Raw genomic sequence first — 18,509 nt, forward strand, 5'->3', positions numbered from 1 at the left:
TCGTGAAAACGGCCCCCGCCCATCAGGGCGGGGGCCGTTTTCACGCGCTGGTCAGTGCACCGCGCGCCGCACCGGCGCCCGCCCGTAGGGCTGGGCCGGAGCCGGGCCGGCCGGCGCCGCCGACGGGATCGGCATGGTCACCGGGCGCACCTGCGTCACCTCGAGCTCCTTGCCGTGGTGCAGCAGGGTGAGCCGGGCCTGGCCGCCGCCGTTGCGCAGCGAGTACGTCACCTCGTCGGAGGTCACGTTGACCCGCAGCCGCAGGCCGCGCCAGAGCAGCGAGAATTCCAGGTTGTTGATGCGGGTGGGCAGCCGCGGGGCGAACGAGAGCTGACCGTTGAAGTCACGCATCCCGCCCAGGCCGGCGACCAGCGCGATCCAGGAACCGGCCAACGATGCCACGTGCACGCCGTCCCGCGCGTTGCGGTGCAGGTCGTGCAGGTCCATCAGAGCGGCCTCGCCCAGATAGTCGTGGGCCAGTTCCAGGTGGCCGGTCTCGGCCGCCATGACGGCCTGGATGCAGGCCGACAGCGAGGAGTCCCGGACGGTCCGCGCGTCGTAGTAGGCGAAGTTTCGCGCCTTCTCCTCCGGCGTGAACGCGTCGCCGCGGATGTACATCGCCATCACCAGGTCGGCCTGCTTGACCACCTGTTTGCGGTACAGGTCGAAGTACGGGAAGTTGAGCAGCAGCGGGTACCCCTCCGGCGGGGTGTTCTCGAAGTCCCACTCCTGGAGCCGGGTGAAGCCCTCGCACTGCTGGTGGACACCGAGTTCCTTGTCGTACGGGATGTGCACGGCCGCCGCCGCGTCCCGCCAGGACGCCGTCTCCTCGTCGTCCACCCCGAGCCCGCGGGCCAGGTCCGGGTGCCGCTTGCAGGCCTCGACCGCGGTCATCAGGTTCTGCTGGGCCATCAGGTTGGTGTAGATGTTGTCGTTCACCACGGCGGTGTACTCGTCCGGCCCGGTGACGCCGTCGATGTGGAACCGCCCGTGCCGGTCGTGGTGGCCCAGCGACCGCCACAGCCGGGCGGTCTCGACCAGCAACTCCAGCCCGACCTCACGCTCGAAGTCGTAGTCGCCGGTGGCCTGCACGTAACGGCGGACCGCGTCGGCGATGTCGGCGGCGATGTGGAACCCGGCCGTGCCCGCCGGCCAGTACCCGGAACACTCCTGGCCGCGGATGGTCCGCCACGGGAACGCCGCGCCCTGCAGGCCGAGCGTCTGGGCCCGCTCCCGGGCGAGGTCCAGCGTCGAGTGCCGCCAGCGCAGCACGTCGGCCGCCGCGGAGGGCTGGGTGTACGTCAGAGCGGGCAGCACGAACGTCTCGGCGTCCCAGAACGTGTGGCCGTCGTACCCCGGCCCGGTGAGGCCCTTGGAGCCGATCGGGCGCTTCTCCGCCCGAGCGCCGGCCTGGAGGGTGTGGAAGAGCCCGAACCGGACGGCCTGCTGCACCTCCGGGTCGCCCTCGACCTTGACGTCGGAATGGTCCCAGAACGCGTCCAGGTAGTCGCTCTGCTGCTGGACCAGACCGTCCCAGCCGTCCAGGCGGGCACTGGCCAGAGCGGCGCCGACCTGGTCACGCAGCGCGGGCAGCGAGCGCATGCTGGACCAGCCGTAGGCGGCCAGCTTGACCACCCGCAGCTTCTGTCCCGGCTCCAGCCGGCAGGCGACCGTGGTGCGCAGCCAGTCCGGGTGGCCCTCGGTGGTGATGGCGTGCCGACCCGGCGTCTCGACGAGGTGCTCCATGGCCGCGGCCATCCGCAGGTCGCTGGCCTTGGTCCGGTGCACCAGGATGCCGCCGGTGGGCTGCTCCAGCATCTCCTCGGCCTGCAACGGCCGGTCCAGGACGGCGGCGACCCGCGGGTCCTTGCTCATCGGCGGCAGTTGCTCGTTGGCGACCAGCTCGGACTGCAGGATCAGCCGGGTGGACTCGTGCAGCGGCTCGACCTCGTAGAGGAACGCGACGACCGCGCGCTGAGTGAAGGAGACCAGCCGCACGGTGCGCACCCGGACGCCCTTGCCGGACGGGGACACCCACTCGACGACCCGTTCCAGCGTGCCGGCCCGCATGTCCAGGCACCGTTCGTGGGACAACAGCTCGCCGTACCGCACGTCGAACGGCTCGTCGTCGACGAGCAGGCGCATGAGTTTGGCGTTGGTGATGTTGACCATGGTCTGGCCGGACTCGGGGAAGCCGTACCCGCCCTCGGCGTGGGGCAGCGGCCGCAACTCGTAGAAGGAGTTCAGGTAGCTGCCGGGCAGACCGTGCGGTTCACCCTCGTCCAGGTTTCCGCGTATCCCGATGTGGCCGTTGGAGAGGGCGAACACCGACTCGGACTGGGCCAGCAGGTCCAGATCCAGCCGGGTCTCCCGGATGTGCCAAGGGTCGACGGGGTAGGCCCGTTCACGGATCACGGTCGTGCCTCTCGTAACCGATTTCTGAGGAGGTCGTGAAGTCTCTAGCGAGGGAGGAGTTCGGACAGGTCGGTCACCACGACGTCGGCGCCGTGTTCGCGCAGCGCCTCAGCCTGGCCCACCCGGTCCACACCGATCACGATGCCGAACCCGCCGGCACGTCCGGCGGCCACGCCCGCCTGCGCGTCCTCGTAGACGGCACAGTTCGCCGGGTCGAGGCCGAGCAGCTCGGCACCGTACAGGAAGGTGTCCGGCGCGGGCTTGCCGGGCAGGCCCAGTTCACGCGCGACGACACCGTCCACCCGGGCTTCCAGGAGATCGGCGATTCCGGCCGCCTCCAGGACGTCCTTGCAGTTGGCGCTCGCCGACACGACCACGCGGCGCAAGCCGGCGGCTTTGGCGGCTTTCAGGTACTCCACCGATCCGGGATAGACCTGGACGGCGCCTTCCTTGATCTTCTGTAGCACGAGGACGTTCTTGCGATTGCCGATGCCGTTGACGGTCTCCCGATCAGGGGTGTCATCGGGTCCGCCCTCCGGAAGGACGATGCCGCGCGAGGCCAGGAAGGTCCGGACCCCGTCAGCACGCTGGCGGCCGTCGACATACCGGTGATAGTCGGAGCCTGAATCGAATGGCACAAACGCTAGACCATGCCGCGCGGACCACGCTGTCAGAAACGAGTCGAACGTTTGTTTCCACGCGGCATTGTGCACGAGCGCGGTCTGCGTCAGCACCCCGTCAAGATCGAAGAGGCAAGCGGTCACCTGTGAAGGAAGTCCGAGCACGCGCCCAATGTAGCCGGAGCCGCTCGCGGGCGAGAGCCGAAGGGCACCTTCACATTTCCACGATGGTTTACAAGTCGTTCAACCTGCCGATTCACCGGGAACCCGGCACGGCCTCCAGGCTGATCCGCATTCCGATCGAGGTGCCGATCGGTCCGGTCGCCGTCGTCACCTCATCGCACAACTGGTGCGCCAGCCACAGGCCGCGCCCGCCGACCTCGAACGCCTCGGGGGTGTGCAGGCCGTCCAGATAGGCGCCCGGGATGCCGGGACCGGAGTCGGTCACCACGCACCACACCGATCCGTCCTCGATCTTCAGCACGACCCGGCCGTTGCCGCCGGCGTGCAGCACCACGTTGGTGATCACCTCGTTGACGGCGAGCACGAAGCCGTCCTGCCTGTCGCCGACGAGACCGGTCGCGCCGAGCAGCCGGGTGATCTCGTGACGAAGAACGGTGATGTCGTCCTGCCCGAACGCGCGGTCCAGCAGCACCGGCCACTCCCGGGGCGGGGCGGCATGGGTCCTCGGCTCCCCGTCGAGAGCCGAACGCACGCTCTGGCCGATCCTGTCCTCCACCGTCGTGCAGCCTACGCGCTGTGGCCGTCCGGTGGCAGGAGGCATCCGCAGAACGCGCCCGGAAGTGCCGCCGATCGCGCTGTCAGCGCCAGCCCACATCGATGCGGTCACCCCGCTGGTCGAAGAAGTGCACGGCGTCCATCCGCACCGAGACAGCCAGCGGATGACCGGACGTGACCTGCGGGTACGGCGCCAGCCGGACCGCCAGCTCAGCCGGTTTACGACTGTGCCGGCCGGCATCAGTCAGCACCGCCCCGCGGCCCTCGGGGGCCAACTCCTCGGACATGCCGGGACGCTTCAGCCGTTGCAGCGCACCGCCCAACCGTTTGAACGCCCCGCCACTGCCGCGGGAGTCGGTCACCGCGGCCCCGATCTCGTCGACCACGATCGCGGTGGCGCCGACGTCCAGGTATGCCAGCGACTCGTGCCCATGGTGCTCCAGGTAGCGGATCCGCCCCTGGAAGACGTGGCCCTGCGTGTCCGGGGTGACCGGGGTGAGCGCCTCGGCCCGGATGCCGACCACGATCCGCTCACCGTGGTATCGGGCCACCGCCCGTGCCCGCGGATCGTTCCACGGCAGGTAGAGGGTCTGCTCACCGAAGTTCAGCGCGATGTAGCGGTCCAGGTGCACGTAGACCGCGGCCTCGAGCAGGTTCATCTTCGGCGAGCCGAGGAAGGCCGCCGTGTAGAGGGTCGCCGGGCGGCGGTAGACCTCGGTCGGGGTGCCGAGATCCTGAAGCACGCCCTTGCGCATGATCGCGACCCGGTCGGCCATGGTCAGCGCCTCGGCCTGGTCGTGCGTGACGTACATCGTCGTCACGCCCAGTTCCCGGGTCATGCTGGTGATCTCGGCCCGCAGTTCCGCGCGCAGCCCGCTGTCGAGGTTGGACAGTGGCTCGTCCATCAGGAAAATGCCGGGCCGCCGCACCATGGCGCGGCCCATCGCCACCCGCTGCCGCTGCCCACCGGAGAGCTGGCTGGGCCGCCGGCCCAGCACCTCACCGATCCCGAGCGCACCGGCGATCGCGTCCACCCGGTCCTGCCGGGGCGACTGCTCGATCCCCGACAGCTTGAGTGGGAAGCCGATGTTCTCCGACACGGTCATGTGCGGATAGAGCGCAAAGTCCTGAAACACCATGGCGATGCTGCGATCCCGTGGCGGCAGTTCCAGCACGGGCTCGCCATTGAGCAGGATGTCCCCCCGGGTGGGGTCCTCCAGCCCGGCGATCATCCGCAGCACGGTGGACTTACCGCAGCCCGACGGCCCGAGCAGAACCATGAACTCGCCGTCCTGCACCTCCAGGCTGACGTTGTCTACGGCATAGGTGCCGTCCGGCCAGATCTTGGTGACGTCTTTGAGCGCGACGGTGGACACCGTCAACCTCCCGCGATCGAGGGCGATCCCGAGCCCACGACGGTCGGCGATCGGGCACTAACTCTGCGAGTGCCTTCGATGCTTCACCATCGGGCGAAAGTGCCATTTGCCCATAGTGATCATTCGATTACAGAAACCTGAACACCCGAGGTCATCCGTGTGCACGTGCACACCCCCGATGCCGTACGGCCACGCGCCGCCAACCCCGCAGGGGACTCGCACCGCGACGACTCCGGTTCCCGGCCGGCACGCGACCGCCGGGCTGTTCTCGTGCTCACCGAGCCCGCTCCCGGTGCCGCGTGAGCCCGCCGAGACAGCCATCGGAGCGGACCCGGCCGGACCAAGGCCCAGGGAGACCCCGGCCAGCCGTCAGAGCCGTCTCAGCACCCCTGAGGCAGCGCGGACCGCCGGCCGGGATCTCAGTGCGAGGCGCGCCAGTCGCTCACGGCGGTGACCAGGAACGCCCCGGCCACCACCGCGGCGAGCGCCACCGTGCCGGCCGTCGCATAGCCGAGCAGGGCGGCCAGCGCCAGCAACAGCACCCGGCCGTCCCAGCCCAGGATCGCGCCGCCCGCCCTGGTCGCCGGAGCGCCCTTCTCCATCCGGGCGGTCAGGTCGTAGTGCCGCAGTGTGAGCGTGAACAGCAACAGGAAGACGAGCGGCGGCGGCACCTCGCCGTAGAGCCCGACCGCGGCCACGATCAAGTATTCGGCGGCGCGCAGGGCGGCCGGAACCAGCCAGTCCAGGGCACGGCCGTGCCGGGTCCGCCCGGGGAACCCGGCGAGCAGCACCGGAACGGCCACCAGGGCGAGCAACCACGGATAGCGCGACGGGTCACCGGTGGCGAACACGGCGACCGTGACCAGCGCGTACGCCGTGAAGACCGCGGCCAGCGGCAGCGGCCGCCCGGCGCCCACCCGGCTCAGCACCGCCCGCACCAGCGGGCCGTCGTCGCGATGCCGCCCGGTGTCGACCGTGTTCAGCACGCCGACCCGCATCGACAGCGCCCGCAACGAGCGCAACGCCAGTGTGTAGGCCGCCGCGAGCAGCCCGAAGCCGACCACCGCGGCAAGGGCGACCCGGCCGTTCGTGACTGCGGCCAGCACCGAGATCAACGCCCAGCGCTCACCGATCGGGAAGACCACGATCCGCTTGGCCCAGTAGATCAGCGAGCCCCGCTGGCTCTGTGCCTTCACCGACGCCGCGGTGAGCCGGGCGCCGACTCCCCCCGCCGCGGCCGGGGCCGGGCGGGCGGCGGCCTCGTCGTGCAGCGCGCCGTACCAGGTGTCGGTCATGTGGCGGGCGGTCTGCAAGAGGATCGCCGTGATCGCCAGCGGCCACGCATAGGGCAGACCGAGCCGGTCCGCGCCCGCCGCCAGGCCGGCGTAGACCGTGTACTCCTTGGCCCGGTCGGCCATGGTGTCGAGCCAGCCGCCGAACGCGTCGAAGTTCCGGGTGTACCGGGCCAGTTGGCCGTCCACGCAGTCGAGCACGAACCCGAGGTAGAGCAGCACCCCGCCGAGGACCATCGACAGCCTCGACGCCTGCCAGAACAACAGCGCGGCACCGACCGCGAACAGCACCGACAGCCCGGTGACCGCGGTCGGGCTCAGGCGCAGCCGGGCCGCGGCCCTGGTGACCAGCGGCGACCAGGTGCTCACCGCGTACGTCGTGAAGAAGTCGTCCTGTTCCTTGACGGCGAGCCGCAGCCGCGCCGCGTCCTCGTCCACCGCGGCGACCGCGTCCCGTGCGGCGGCCAGCCGCTCAGGGCTGTCCACCTGCTCGGCGTGCAGCAGCCGGACCCGGGTGGCGACGGGGACGAATCCGTCGGCGAGCATCTCGGCCAGGACGTCGGGATGGTCGGCGGCCTTCTGCAGCAGCGGCAGGTCGGCCGGGGCGACACACATGGCGCCGAGGTAGCGCACCGTCCCGCTGCCGGGCGTGGTGGCGATCACCCGGCCCCGGTCCTCCTTGAGGTCACCGGCCGGATCGGGGACGACCAGCACGGTGCTGCGGCCGGCCGGCTCGGTGGCCAGTGTCCAGAGCAGGCTGGGGTGGGCGACCAGGTTGTCCGCGCAGATCAGCAGCGACTCGTCGGCGTCGCGGGCCAGCCGGGCCAGCTCACGCAGGTGGGCCACCTCGTCGGCGCCCGGCGCGAGGCGGTCGATCGCCGAGATCCCGGCGGCCCGGAGTGCCCCGGTGAGTTCCCCGGCGAGCCGATCGGCGTCGCCGTCCGGTATGGCTCGGCCGGTCCGGGCGGTCAGAACGGCCAGGGTCACCCGTGCACCACCGCTTGCCTCCTCATAGCCACGAAGGCTCTCACGACGACCGACCCGTGACGGCGCCCCGGTCTCTGTAACGATCCCAGGTCCGCGGTGGCGACCCTGATGCCCCTGACCAGGCCCGAAACGGCTTCAGGTTAACAGCGGGCGTCGCGGGGGTACGGGAGACCCTTACGGGAGCCGCACCCACGGCATCCATCTCCGGAACGAGGGAAGCACCGGCTCCCGTACCTACCGTCGAAGTGGCCGAGGCAGAAAGCCGAGGCCACCGAAGGAGTGGATGAAGTGACCAGCCCCCTCAGGACCCGCTCGTTCTCCCGCCCCCGGCACAACCGCCGGATCGCCGGTGTCTGCGCCGGCCTCGCTCAGCGTTTCGGGATGCGCCCCGGCCTGGTGCGGATCCTCTTCGTAGTCTCCTGCCTGCTCCCCGGCCCGCAGATCCTGATCTACCTGGCCCTCTGGGCCCTGATGCCCAGCGAGTGACTCCGCCGATCGAGTGACTCCGCCGATCGAGTCACTCACCGACCCCCGGGTCTCCCGTTCCTCCCCCGTGGCGGGACGCCCGGGACCGACCGGCCCGGCTGCTCCCCCGGCAACGACGCCCGGGGAGCGGCCGGCCCGGCCCGATGAGGCATCGTCAGGGGTTGGCGAACGTGACGGTGACCGTTGTGTAACCCAGGCGGCCGAAAAGGCTCTCCAGCATCCGCTGAGTGTTGTCCCGCGCGCGCTGGTCGAGCCCGCTCGCCCGGGCCGCCTCGGTGATCCGCTCCTGAGCGAGCTGGTAAACCCGCTGCTGCTTGCCCGGGTCCTCGCGGAAGGCATCGCCGATCCGGTTGAAGAGACCGCGCTCCTCGGCCACGACATAACTGCGCTGCATGTCGAGCGCCGCGGTGGACTGCTCCGGCGCGGGCAGCGTCAGTTCGATCGTCTTCTTCTCCTGGTCGATCTTGAGCGCGTCACCGCTGAGACCGCTGAAGTCCACGTAGGTCTCGACCGTGCCGGAGCCGACGAACAGCGTGCGCTGGTTGACCAGGAAGTCGGGGATGTTGTCCTTGTTCTCCTGGAGATCGACGATCACCTGGAAGGTGCCGTCGGCCGCCACATAGCGGTGCAGGTCGCGCATGGACTGGAGAAGCACCGGCTGGCTGCGGTCGGTGGTCTCGTCGGCGAACGGGTTCTCGAAGGTGGGCAGCACGTTGATCGCGCGCAGCCCGAAGCAGGAGAGGACCAGAAGCGCGAAGACGACACCGACGAAGATCAGCAGCCGGGCGAACCCGCTCGGCTTGACCTCGGGCTCGGGAACGGGGTCCGGGGTGTCGGGCCGCTCGGGAACGGCCGGGTATTCGCTAGTCGGGTGGTCGGGCGTGGGCGAGTCGGCCATGCTCTAGACGGTACGGAGAAGGTGCGACATTCCGCGACCGGAGAGGCCCGGCTCAGCCCTCGAGGATCAGGACCCGGGCGTGGATCTGGTTGCGCTGCTGCAGGGCCGCGCGCAGGGCCCGGTGCAACCCGTCCTCCAGATAGAGCGCACCGCGGTATTCCACGACGTGCGGGAACAGATCGCCGTAGAAGGTGGAGTCCTCGGCGAGCAGCTTGTCCAGCGCGAGCTCACGTTTCGTGGTGATCAGTTCCGCCAGCCGGATCGGGCGCGGCGGAATCTCGGCCCATTCCTTGAGCGTGGTCTGATGATCGGGGTACGGGGCTCCGTCCCGGACCGCTTTGAAGATCACGGCGGTTGCCCTTTCCGTGAGAACCGTATGCCAGCGTAACCGCCGAGCCGGTCAGACCTCGCCCGCCGAAGCCCACCGGCCATGATGCACCACGTCCGCCACCGGACGGTGGCCGCGGCGGAGTGATGGTGACCTCTTGTCGGAGCCCCGGTAGCCGACCGTGAGCGCCCCGATCGGGTTGAACTCCGCCGGCACCCCGAACGCCTCCTTGAAGGCGCCGACCCGGGCCGCGGGCAGACCGATGAAGCAGGAGCCGAGGTCCTCGTTGACCGCGGTGAGGTGCATGAGCAGGGTGGCGAAACCGGTGTCGATGTCCCAGTAAGGGGCCGGCCAGCGCTCCTCGGCCCGGTCCTGCCAACCCTTGTCGGGCTGAGCGTAACGGTCCAGATAGACCGACTTGTTGGAGCAGGCCACGATGATCAGCGGGGCGGTCCGCATCCGGGCCAGCCAGTCGCCGGGGCGGCCGTCGCCGTCCGCGGTGCTCGCCCAGTACCGGTCCCGGTCCTCGCGCTCGGTGAGCACGAGGAAGCTCCAGCCCTGGGAGAAGCCGGCCGACGGAGCCCGCAGGCCGTGCCGGACGATCTTGTCGATCAGCTCGGGCGGAACCGGGCGATCCGGGTCGTAACCACGCACCATCCGCCGGCGGCGGACGACCTCGTCGAACTCCATCAGCCCACCTGTACGCGGACACCCCAGGACGCGGCCCAGGTCTCCCCGGGCGCAAGGACGACCAGGTCCCGGCCCGTCCGGAAGGAGTCAGCCGGGCAGGTCATCGGCTCGACCGCGATGGACCGGCGGAACCGCTCGCCGTGCAGCGTGTCGGCGGTGAAGACCTGCCAGTACCGGAACTTCTCGTCGGCCCAGACCACGATCCTGGAGCCGGCGCCCGCGTCGGCGAGGGTGACCGCGGTGATCCCGTCGGCGTCGAAGTCGATGTCGCCGAAAGTGGTGTCCAGCACGAGGTCGCCGATCCGGCGCGGCTCGGAGAAGTCGAACTCGCTCCCGGCGACCTTGGTGGCGCCGATCGGCAGCAGCCGGGCGTCGGCCTGGATCCGGGACTTCGCCGGCACGTGCAGCACGGTGTCCTCCACCGAGACACCGGGCAATCGCAGGTAGGGGTGGACCGAGTAGCCCCACGGCGCGTTCGACCCGGAGGTGTTCACCACCTCCTGATCGCAGCGCAGGCCGTCGGCGGAGACCGACCAGCGAGCCCGCAACAGCAGCGACCACGGGTAACCCACCTGGGCGGGCAGTTCGTACTCCAGGACCACGGCGTCGGCGGCCTGCTCGGCGAGCCGCCACCGGGACCAGTTGACCAGCCCGTGGATGGCCGTGCGCTTGGGCGGCTCGGTGAGCGCCAGCTGGTACGACTCGCCCTCGAACTCGTACTGGCCGTCACGGATCCGGTTGGGCCACGGGGCGAGGATCTGACCGGCCGATCCCGGCGCGATCTCGTCGGTCCCGAATCCGTCCAGCACGTCGGCGCCGTCCACCGAATACACGCGGAGCGTGCCGCCGACCTCCGCCAGAACAGCCCGATGGCCGTCCGCCTCGATCGACCACTGGACCCCGGACCTCGCGGCTGCCTCTGTGCTCATACCTCGACACTATCGGTCGTCCGGCCCGGCCCGCTCGGGCTGGTGGCGGATCAGCGCCGGTGCGAGGAGGCCCCGCCGGACGGCCGGCTCGCCCCGGTCCTCCGGCTCACGGCGCCAGCCTCTCGACCACCCACTCACCGGCGCCGGCGAGGTGCTCACCGGCGGCCCCGCCGCTTTCACCGGCGGCGCGGCGGAACCGCAGCCGGTCGTGCAGCCGGCTGCTGCGGCCCTGCCAGAACTCCACGCTCTCCGGACGCACCCGGAACCCGCCCCAGTGCGGCGGCGCCGGGACCGGGCCGTCTCCGAACCGCTCGGCCACCGCGGCCAGCGCCTCGTCCAGCGCCTCCGGGCCGGGCAGCACCGTCGACTGCGGGCTGGCCCAGGCGCCGAGCCGGGAGCCGAGCGGCCGGGACGCGAAGTACTCCTCGGTCTCGGCGCGCGACACCCGCTCCACCGGGCCGGCCACGAGCACCTGTCGTTGCACGGGAAACCAGGGGAAGACCAGGCTCGCGTACGGATTGCCGGCCAGCTCCCTGCCCTTGCGTGACTCATAGTTCGTGAAAAAGACGAAACCGTCCTCGTCGTACCCCTTGAGGAGGACGGTCCGTGCCGAGGGCCGCGCGGCGGTGTCCGCGGTGGCGAGGATCATCGCGTTGGGCTCCGGAAGACCGGCGGCCGTCGCGTCGGCGAACCAGGCGGCGAACTGGGCTGTCCACGTCCTGGCCAGGGCCTTCTCTGTCAGCGGTGGCCACTCGGTGTAGTCCCGGCGCATCCCGGCGGGTGACGGCGGTTCGGTGACCACGCCAGCTCCTTCGCTTACGGTTCGGGTCCCCTGGGCGGGCACCACTGGGGTAACCCCGGGACGTGAAACGACGGTAAGTCCCGCGTTGCGAAACTTTAGTTGAACCAGGATGGGTGTCATCCAGAGCACAATCGCGACGGGTCGACCGTGCGGTTACCCGGCGGGCAAGATGAATCACCCACCGCAGTTCGGTTCCACCAGGGAGTGCCGTGACCGACTTCAAGCCGGGGCTCGAGGGCGTCATCGCGTTCGAGACCGAGATCGCCGAGCCCGACCGGGACGGTGGCGCCCTGCGGTACCGCGGCGTCGACATCGAGGACCTGATCGGCCAGGTGTCCTTCGGCAACGTCTGGGGCCTGTTGGTGGACGGGAGGTTCGGGCCCGGCCTGCCGCCGGCCGAGCCGTTCCCGGTGCCGGTGCACTCCGGTGACATCCGGGTCGACGTGCAGTCCGCGGTCGCGATGCTGGCACCCTACTGGGGGCTGTCACAGTTGTTCGACATCACCGACGAGCAGGCCCGTAAGGACCTGGCCCGGGTGTCGGTGACCGCGCTGTCCTTCGTCGCCCAGGCGGCACGGGGCCTGGGCCTGCCGGCCGTCCCGCAGAAGGACATCGACAAGGCCGAGACCATCGTGGAGCGGTTCATGCGCCGGTGGCGCGGCGAGCCCGACCCGCGGCACGTCAAGGCCGTCGACGCGTATTTCATCGCCGCCTGCGAGCACGGGCTGAACGCCTCCACCTTCACCGCCCGGATCGTCGCCTCCACCGGCGCCGACGCGGCGGCCTGCATCTCCTCCGGGATCGGCGCGCTCTCCGGCCCCTTGCACGGCGGCGCCCCGACCCGGGTTCTGCACATGCTGGAGGCGGTCGAGCGGGCCGGCGACGCCGGCTCCTACGTGAAGGACGTGCTCGACCGGGGCGAGCGCCTGATGGGATTCGGTCACCGGGTCTACCGCGCCGAGGACCCGCGCGCCCGGGTCCTGCGCCGGATCGCCAAGGACCTCGGCGCCCCCCGCTACGAGGTGGCCGCCGCGCTCGAGGCGGCCGCGCTCACCGAGCTGCACGAGCGCAAGCCCGGCCACGAGCTGTGGACGAACGTGGAGTTCTGGGCCGCCGTGGTGCTCGACTTCGCCGAGGTGCCGGCGCACATGTTCACGTCGATGTTCACCTGCGCCCGGGTGGCCGGCTGGAGCGCGCACATCCTGGAGCAGAAACGGCTGGGCCGGATCCTGCGCCCCGGCCTCCACTATGTGGGAGCGGACCCGCGGAAACCCCAGCAGGTCGAGGGCTGGGACCAGCTCGCGCATAATGTGTGACCGTGGTTGACATCCGGATCCCTGACACGATCAAACCAGTCGACGGACGCTTCGGCTCCGGCCCGAGCAAGGTCCGGCCGGAAGGCGTCGAGGCGCTGTCCGCGGTGTCCCGCACCTTCATGGGCACGTCCCACCGGCAGGCGACGGTGAAGGATCAGGTGGCCCGGCTGCGCCGTGGCCTGGCCGAGTTCTTCGCGATCCCGGATGGCTACGAGGTGATCCTGGCCAACGGCGGGACCAGCGCGTTCTGGGAGGTCGCCACCTTCGGCCTGGTCCGGGAGAAAGCCCAGTTCGCCGAGTTCGGCGAGTTCGGCGCGAAGTTCGTGCAGGCGGTGACGGCCGCCCCGTTCCTCGCCGAGCCGACGGTCCACCGTGTCCCCGGTGGCCAGGCGGCCTACCTGACGGCCGAGGCCGGCGTCGACGTCTACGCCACCGTGCAGAACGAGACCTCCACCGGTGTGGCCGTCGGAGTCCGCCGCGTCGCCGGCGCCGACCCGGGCGCGCTGCTGCTCACCGACGCCACCTCGGGCGGTGGCAGCCTCGACGTGGACCTCCGCGAGACCGACGTCTACTACCTGGCCCCGCAGAAGGCTCTCGGCTCCGACGGCGGGATCTGGCTGGCGCTGTTCTCCCCCGCCGCGATCGAGCGGGCCTTCGAGATCAAGGCGTCCGGCCGGTACATCCCGCAGTTCCTCGACCTGGTCACCGCGATCGAGCAGTCCCGGCTGGAGCAGACCTACAACACGCCCGCGCTGGCCACCGTCTTCCTCGCCGCCGAGCAGGTCGACTGGATGAACGCGCAGGGCGGCCTGTCCTGGGCGGTCAAGCGCAGTGCGGAGAGCGCGGCCGTGATCTACGGGTGGGCCGACCGGTCGCCGTGGGCCACACCGTTCGTCACCGACCCGGCGCTGCGCTCGGCCGCGGTCGCGACCATCGACTTCGCCGAGGGCGTGGACGCGGCGGTCATCGCCAAGGTGCTGCGGGCCAACGATGTGGTCGACACCGAGCCGTACCGGAAACTCGGTCGCAACCAACTGCGGGTCGCGCTCTATCCGACGGTCGACCCGTCCGATGTGGCCGCTCTCACCGAGTGCATCGACTATGTGGTGGAGCGCCTCTGATTTCACCCCGGCGGGGTCGGTGACAAGGTTCATTGCGGTTGACGGGCGGGTACCCGTACCCCTGAAATGGGAATGTGGCAGGGAAGATGAAGATCATCTCTGCTGGTCAGCAGTTTGACGGCGTGGCTTACCCCCATAGGGTGACCTAGGCGCGTACCGTGTTCCGAAACGCGCCCCCGTGAATGACTCTCGGGGAGCACAGGCCAACGCGACGAGACGGAGGCAACGCATGCGGCCGGTACGCTTCGTCGCCCTCTCCGAGGACGGACATGCTCTCGTGCTCGCCGATGAGGTCGGGCGCCTCCTAGCGCTTCCCATCGATGACCGGGTGTCCGGCGTGCTGACCGAAGGGCCCGCCGCCCCCGGGACGACGGTGGCGGTGCTCTCGCCGGAAAATGTGACTCCCTCCCTGTCTCCGCGTGACATCCAGGCCCGCATCCGCTGTGGCGAGTCCGCGGAAGACGTGGCCCGCGTCGCCGGTGTCCCGGTCGACCGCGTCCTCCGCTATGCCGGCCCGGTGCTGCAGGAGCGCGCCATGCTGGCGCAGCACGCCCGCCGCACCCGGCTGAAGACGTCCGATTCGGGTCAGCCGCTGGCCGAGGTGGTCGACAGCCGTCTCGCGCAGCACGGCATCGACACCGAGAAGATCTCCTGGGACGCGTTCCGCAAAGACGACGGCACCTGGCGGATCGTCGCCACCTGGCCGTCCGGCAAGGCCACCGCCCAGGCCGTCTGGGACCTCGACAAGGGTCGCCAGGTGGTCGCGCCGCACGACGACATGGCGCAATACCTGTGCGCCGAGCGGCCCACCCAGATCCTCGGCCAGGAGCCGGCCCCCGAGCGTGGTGGTCACGGCCTGCCCGGCCCCGCGCGCACCGCCGAGCCGAGCCGCGGTGGTCACGGCCTGCCCAGCGCCGACTCCGGTCCCCGGCCGGTCCGCGACCGTGACCCGATCCGGGCCAGCCGTGACGCCCTGCTGGCCTCGCTCGACCGGCCGCTGGAGAGCTCGTCCGGCCGCAGCCTGGAGTCGCCGGCCCGCCGTCCGGTCGCCGGCGGGGCCGCTGCCCTGCTCGGCGGTGGTTCCGGGTCCGCCTTCGACGACGACGCCGACCTGCCCAAGGAGGTGCCGGCCGTCCCGTCTCTGGCGGTGTTGCGCCCGCGCCGCACGGTGGGCCAGCCCCCTGTGTCGAACAACGAGTCCGAGGAGAGCAGCAAGCCCCGCAAGCGGCTCCCCAGCTGGGACGACGTGCTCTTCGGCGGCGGCCCAGCGGCGCGCGAGTCCTCCTGAGCCGACTGTTCGTCGCGGTCTTCCCGTCTGAGGAGGCCCGCGACCATCTGCGTCGCCACCTTCCGCCGGGCGCTGCCCGGCGGCCGGAGAAGTGGCATGTCACGTGCGCGTTCCTCGGCGATGTGCCGGAGGAGGACACCGGGTTCGTGGAGCGGGCCCTGACCGGGGTGCCGGCGCCCGGGCCGATCAATCTGCGTCTGACGGGCGGCGGGCGGTTCGGGCCGGTGGTGTGGGCCGGGCTCGGCGGCGACCTGGAGCGGCTGGGCGCGTTCCGGGAGGACGTGCGGTTCGCCCTGGTCGAGGCCGGCTTCCCGATCGACGAGCGGCCGTTCCGGCCACACCTGACGATCTCCTATCGGTACGACCGTCGGATCGCGGCCGCCCTCGACGGCTATGCCGGCCCGCCCTGGACGGTCGACGAGTTCTCCCTGGTGCGCAGCGAGGGCGGCGACTACCTGCGGATCTGGGACCGGCCGGTGTCCCGGTGACCCGGCTTCACCGACCCGCTGAGGGCCGGTGCGGCCTGGACGGAAGGGTGCGGTGACCGGCCGCCGCGGTGAGTCGCCTGACGACCGGGGTCAGACGGCCGGGCCCGGCTCGTGGCGCAGGACCAGTCCGGCCGCCTCCAGCAGTCCCTCGACACGGACCCGCTCGATGTCGCGCTCGACACCTTCCAGCCCGTCGAGGAACTCGGTGATGCCGAGGCAGCGGCAGGCCAGTTGGAGCCGGGCGTCGTAGGCCTTCATCACGGCGGCGAGACAGACCTCGGAGTGCACGGCCGGGCCGGTGCGACGCTGATGGTCGAGACGGCGCAGGTCATAGGCGATCTGCTCGATGGTCGGCGGCCGGAGGATCGCCAGTCGGGAGGCCGGGTCCCGCAGGGACCGGTCGAGGCGGCGGTAGGCCCGGTCGTCGCGGCCTCGGGGCCCCCGGTCGACCCTGCGGTGGTGCCGGCGGGCCAGGTGGCGGGCGCCGGCATGCTCGTGATGGTTCTGTGCGCGCAGCTCGCTGCGGCCGTGGCGGGTCAGCAGGCGGCGCAGGTCGGCGGTGCCGCCGGTGAGGATGATCGTGGCGGCGCACGGCAGGATCAGCAGCGCTGAGAGCGCCGCCGACAGCACAGCAATGTGCGCGATCGCCACGGGTTCGACGCTAGGCCCTGAACGGCCGGGCCGGAATACCCGTTCGGTGGAGCCCTCCGTGCCAACATCACGGCTGATGGACCGGTGCTGAGCGGGGAGTCCGGTTTTCTCCGGGCTCAGATCCCCCACCCCCTCCGCGAAGCCGACGTCTTGAGGTGGAATCCGGCCTGACACCTCCGCCGCGGTCAGACCCCGACCCCGGAGCTGGATCTGACAAGGGGCTCGGCGTGCGCCCGGGTCCTCTGCATGACCAGCGGAGCCTGCGCCGGCAGCTGTTCCGCGGGACGCTCCGGGCTGACCAGGCGCACACGCGGGCGCGGGCGCATCTCGACCCGGATCCGGTCGCCGCTGGCCCGTAGCTGCCAGATCAGCGCGCCCACCGCGGCCGCGAAGCTGATCAGCCCGGCCGCCCAGATGCTCGACGGCACCCCGAAGTGTTCGCCCCACCAGCCGGACAGCGACGCCCCGATCGGCGTCGTCCCGAGGAACACCAGCACGTAGAGCGCCATGACCCGGCCCCGGTACGCCGGGTCGACGCCCATCTGCACCCGGTGGTTGGCGCCCTGGGCCAGGTAGATCGAGAAAAACCCGGTCGGCACCAGGAGCAGGCCGGCGACCGCGAAGTTCGGCGCGAACCCGACCGCGAACTCGAAGATCCCGAAGAGCAGCGCCGCGCCGATCACCAGGTAGACGCCGGGACGGGCTCGGCGCCGGGTGCCCGCCATCGCCCCACCCAGCGAGCCGATCGCCAGACATGTGGTGAGCAGGCCGAACGTGGAGGGGCCGGCATTGAAATCGATCTTGGCCAGGGCGGCCAGAGTGACCGGGAAGTTGAAGCCGATCATGCCGACGACCGCCATCAAGCTGATCGGCAGCAGCAGGTCGTGCCGCTTGCCGACGTAGCGCAGGCCGTCGATCACCCGAGCGTCACCGCGGTCGCCGCGCTCGGTGCGGTGCAACTCGGCGGGGCGCATCCGGATGTAGGTGAGGACCGGGGCGATCGCCAGCGCGGTCGAGATCAGGAACACCGCGGGCGTGTTGAGCAGCGCGAGAAGCACCCCGGCCAGGGCCGGGCCGCTGATCCGGGCCACGTTGAAAGTGGCCGCGGACAGCGCCAGAGCGTTCGGGAGCAGGCGCAACTCGACCAGTTCGGAGACGAACGACTGCCGGACCGGCGTCTCGACCGCGTTCGCGATGCCGAGGAACAGGGCGGCGACGAAGACGTGCCACAGCTCGACCACCCCGGCCGCCACCAGAACGGCGAAGACGATGGCGAAGACCGCGAAGGCGGCATTCGCCGCGATGAGCAGCGTGCGCTTGTCATAGCGGTCGGCGAGGCGTCCGCTCCAGAGGGTCAGGAGCATCACCGGTACGAATTGCAGCGCCGTGACCATGCCCAGCGCGCCGGGCGAATTGTCGGAGAGCTCGAGCACCAGCCAGTCCTGGGCGGTGAACATCATCCACACGCCCACCAGCTTCACCAGTTGCCCAGCGGTGAACAGCCGGTAGTTCGGAACCTGCAGAGATCGGAAGGTCGTGCCCCAGCCAGCCCGCACGCGGTATGCGCCCCCTTGTTAGGTCGTACGCGTCATCGTCGTGTGACGAAGCGGAACGACCGGGGTGGTACCCGTTCTCAGCCGCGGGCCACCCGCTGCAAGATCTCCGCAGCGCGCGCCAGGGTTTCCCGTTCCTCAGGGGTGAGCCGGTCCAGTTGAACGGCCAGCCACTCGTTGCGGGCTCGCTCGTGCAGCGCGTAGATCGCCCGGCCCTCGTCGGTGGCGGCCAGGATCACCTGGCGCCCGTCGGTGGGATGAGGCGTGCGCGCCACCAGCCCGCGCTCCTCCAGCTTTCCCACGATCTTGGTCATCGTGGGGGGCTGGACCCGTTCCATGTCGGCGAGCTCACGCGGAGTCAGCGCGCCGGCCAGTTGGAGGCTGGTCAGCGCGGAGAGCTGACTGAACGTCAGGTCACCGACCGGGCGGGCCTGCCGGGCTCGCCGGCTGAACCGGATGATCGCGTCCCGCAGCGTCTTGGCCAGCGTGTCCGCTGTCGTGCGCTCCGCCGTCATCACCCGCTCCGTCACG

At 70.8% G+C, this 18,509-nt stretch carries 18 protein-coding genes; 5 read left to right on the top strand and 13 right to left on the bottom strand.

Annotated elements, in window-relative coordinates; all coding sequences use genetic code 11:
• Positions 1-51: 51 nt before the first annotated feature.
• The 5 genes from QLQ12_RS18045 to QLQ12_RS18065 form a co-directional block, all read right to left on the bottom strand.
• The gene (locus tag QLQ12_RS18045) at positions 52-2,415 is read right to left on the bottom strand and encodes a glycoside hydrolase family 65 protein (RefSeq protein ID WP_282761333.1); all 2,364 of its coding nucleotides are present in this window, start codon (positions 2,413-2,415) and stop codon (positions 52-54) included.
• Between the two features lie 44 nt (positions 2,416-2,459).
• Positions 2,460-3,200, bottom strand: coding sequence for an HAD family hydrolase (locus QLQ12_RS18050; RefSeq protein ID WP_282761334.1), 741 nt, complete (start codon positions 3,198-3,200; stop codon positions 2,460-2,462).
• 91 nt (positions 3,201-3,291) lie between these two features.
• The gene (locus QLQ12_RS18055) at positions 3,292-3,774 is read right to left on the bottom strand and encodes an ATP-binding protein (RefSeq protein WP_282761335.1); all 483 of its coding nucleotides are present in this window, start codon (positions 3,772-3,774) and stop codon (positions 3,292-3,294) included.
• Between the two features lie 82 nt (positions 3,775-3,856).
• Positions 3,857-5,149, bottom strand: coding sequence for an ABC transporter ATP-binding protein (locus QLQ12_RS18060; protein WP_282761336.1), 1,293 nt, complete (start codon positions 5,147-5,149; stop codon positions 3,857-3,859).
• Between the two features lie 419 nt (positions 5,150-5,568).
• Positions 5,569-7,428 carry a DUF5941 domain-containing protein gene (locus QLQ12_RS18065; RefSeq protein WP_282761338.1) on the bottom strand — a complete coding sequence of 620 codons (1,860 nt, stop codon included), beginning with the start codon at positions 7,426-7,428 and terminating at the stop codon, positions 5,569-5,571.
• 288 nt (positions 7,429-7,716) lie between these two features.
• Between QLQ12_RS18065 and QLQ12_RS18070 the strand changes: the two genes are divergently transcribed.
• Complete coding sequence (locus QLQ12_RS18070) at positions 7,717-7,914, top strand: PspC domain-containing protein (protein ID WP_282761340.1); 198 nt, start codon at positions 7,717-7,719, stop codon at positions 7,912-7,914.
• Positions 7,915-8,068: 154 nt separating this feature from the next.
• Here the strand turns inward: QLQ12_RS18070 and QLQ12_RS18075 are convergent, their stop codons facing one another.
• The 5 genes from QLQ12_RS18075 to pdxH form a co-directional block, all read right to left on the bottom strand.
• Positions 8,069-8,812 (bottom strand): DUF4230 domain-containing protein, encoded by a 744-nt coding sequence (locus tag QLQ12_RS18075; protein WP_282761342.1) that lies wholly within the window; start codon positions 8,810-8,812, stop codon positions 8,069-8,071.
• Positions 8,813-8,864: 52 nt separating this feature from the next.
• On the bottom strand, positions 8,865-9,161 hold the full coding sequence (locus tag QLQ12_RS18080) for a type II toxin-antitoxin system VapB family antitoxin (RefSeq protein WP_282761343.1): 297 nt from the start codon (positions 9,159-9,161) through the stop codon (positions 8,865-8,867).
• 51 nt (positions 9,162-9,212) lie between these two features.
• On the bottom strand, positions 9,213-9,830 hold the full coding sequence (locus QLQ12_RS18085) for a nitroreductase family protein (RefSeq protein ID WP_282761345.1): 618 nt from the start codon (positions 9,828-9,830) through the stop codon (positions 9,213-9,215).
• Entirely contained in the window at positions 9,830-10,759 is a 930-nt protein-coding gene (locus tag QLQ12_RS18090; protein WP_282761347.1) for an aldose 1-epimerase family protein, read from the bottom strand. The genes QLQ12_RS18085 and QLQ12_RS18090 overlap by 1 nt, the downstream gene beginning before the upstream one ends.
• Positions 10,760-10,865: 106 nt before the next feature.
• On the bottom strand, positions 10,866-11,531 hold the full coding sequence (pdxH, locus tag QLQ12_RS18095; RefSeq protein ID WP_282761534.1) for a pyridoxamine 5'-phosphate oxidase: 666 nt from the start codon (positions 11,529-11,531) through the stop codon (positions 10,866-10,868).
• A gap of 239 nt (positions 11,532-11,770) precedes the next feature.
• On the opposite strand from pdxH, the gene QLQ12_RS18100 reads away from it, so the two are divergent.
• The 4 genes from QLQ12_RS18100 to thpR all read left to right on the top strand — a co-directional run bounded on the left by QLQ12_RS18100 (position 11,771) and on the right by thpR (position 15,774).
• Positions 11,771-12,877 (top strand): citrate synthase 2, encoded by a 1,107-nt coding sequence (locus QLQ12_RS18100; protein WP_282761349.1) that lies wholly within the window; start codon positions 11,771-11,773, stop codon positions 12,875-12,877.
• Positions 12,874-13,998, top strand: coding sequence for a phosphoserine transaminase (serC, locus tag QLQ12_RS18105; protein ID WP_282761350.1), 1,125 nt, complete (start codon positions 12,874-12,876; stop codon positions 13,996-13,998). The genes QLQ12_RS18100 and serC overlap by 4 nt, the downstream gene beginning before the upstream one ends.
• 229 nt (positions 13,999-14,227) lie before the next feature.
• Entirely contained in the window at positions 14,228-15,286 is a 1,059-nt protein-coding gene (gene sepH / locus QLQ12_RS18110) for a septation protein SepH (protein ID WP_282761352.1), read from the top strand.
• Between the two features lie 5 nt (positions 15,287-15,291).
• Positions 15,292-15,774, top strand: a complete 483-nt coding sequence (gene thpR / locus QLQ12_RS18115) for an RNA 2',3'-cyclic phosphodiesterase (protein ID WP_282761535.1) — start codon at positions 15,292-15,294, stop codon at positions 15,772-15,774.
• 90 nt (positions 15,775-15,864) lie between these two features.
• On the opposite strand, the gene QLQ12_RS18120 is transcribed toward thpR, so the two are convergent.
• The 3 genes from QLQ12_RS18120 to QLQ12_RS18130 form a co-directional block, all read right to left on the bottom strand.
• Complete coding sequence (locus QLQ12_RS18120) at positions 15,865-16,425, bottom strand: hypothetical protein (RefSeq protein ID WP_282761353.1); 561 nt, start codon at positions 16,423-16,425, stop codon at positions 15,865-15,867.
• A gap of 185 nt (positions 16,426-16,610) precedes the next feature.
• The gene (locus tag QLQ12_RS18125) at positions 16,611-17,981 is read right to left on the bottom strand and encodes an MFS transporter (RefSeq protein ID WP_282761354.1); all 1,371 of its coding nucleotides are present in this window, start codon (positions 17,979-17,981) and stop codon (positions 16,611-16,613) included.
• Between the two features lie 77 nt (positions 17,982-18,058).
• On the bottom strand, positions 18,059-18,508 hold the full coding sequence (locus QLQ12_RS18130) for a MarR family winged helix-turn-helix transcriptional regulator (protein ID WP_282761356.1): 450 nt from the start codon (positions 18,506-18,508) through the stop codon (positions 18,059-18,061).
• Position 18,509 lies beyond the last annotated feature (1 nt).

This window comes from Actinoplanes sandaracinus, from assembly GCF_030009775.1.
Taxonomy (GTDB): domain Bacteria; phylum Actinomycetota; class Actinomycetes; order Mycobacteriales; family Micromonosporaceae; genus Actinoplanes; species Actinoplanes sandaracinus.

What these genes read in the sequence shown, in the direction of transcription:
- QLQ12_RS18075 (WP_282761342.1), bottom strand. Translation starts at nt 8,812, where the DNA reads ATGGCCGACTCGCCCACGCCCGACCACCCGACTAGCGAATACCCGGCC.
- QLQ12_RS18085 (WP_282761345.1), bottom strand. Translation starts at nt 9,830, where the DNA reads ATGGAGTTCGACGAGGTCGTCCGCCGCCGGCGGATGGTGCGTGGTTAC.
- QLQ12_RS18090 (WP_282761347.1), bottom strand. Translation starts at nt 10,759, where the DNA reads ATGAGCACAGAGGCAGCCGCGAGGTCCGGGGTCCAGTGGTCGATCGAG.
- pdxH (WP_282761534.1), bottom strand. Translation starts at nt 11,531, where the DNA reads ATGCGCCGGGACTACACCGAGTGGCCACCGCTGACAGAGAAGGCCCTG.
- sepH (WP_282761352.1), top strand. Translation starts at nt 14,228, where the DNA reads ATGCGGCCGGTACGCTTCGTCGCCCTCTCCGAGGACGGACATGCTCTC.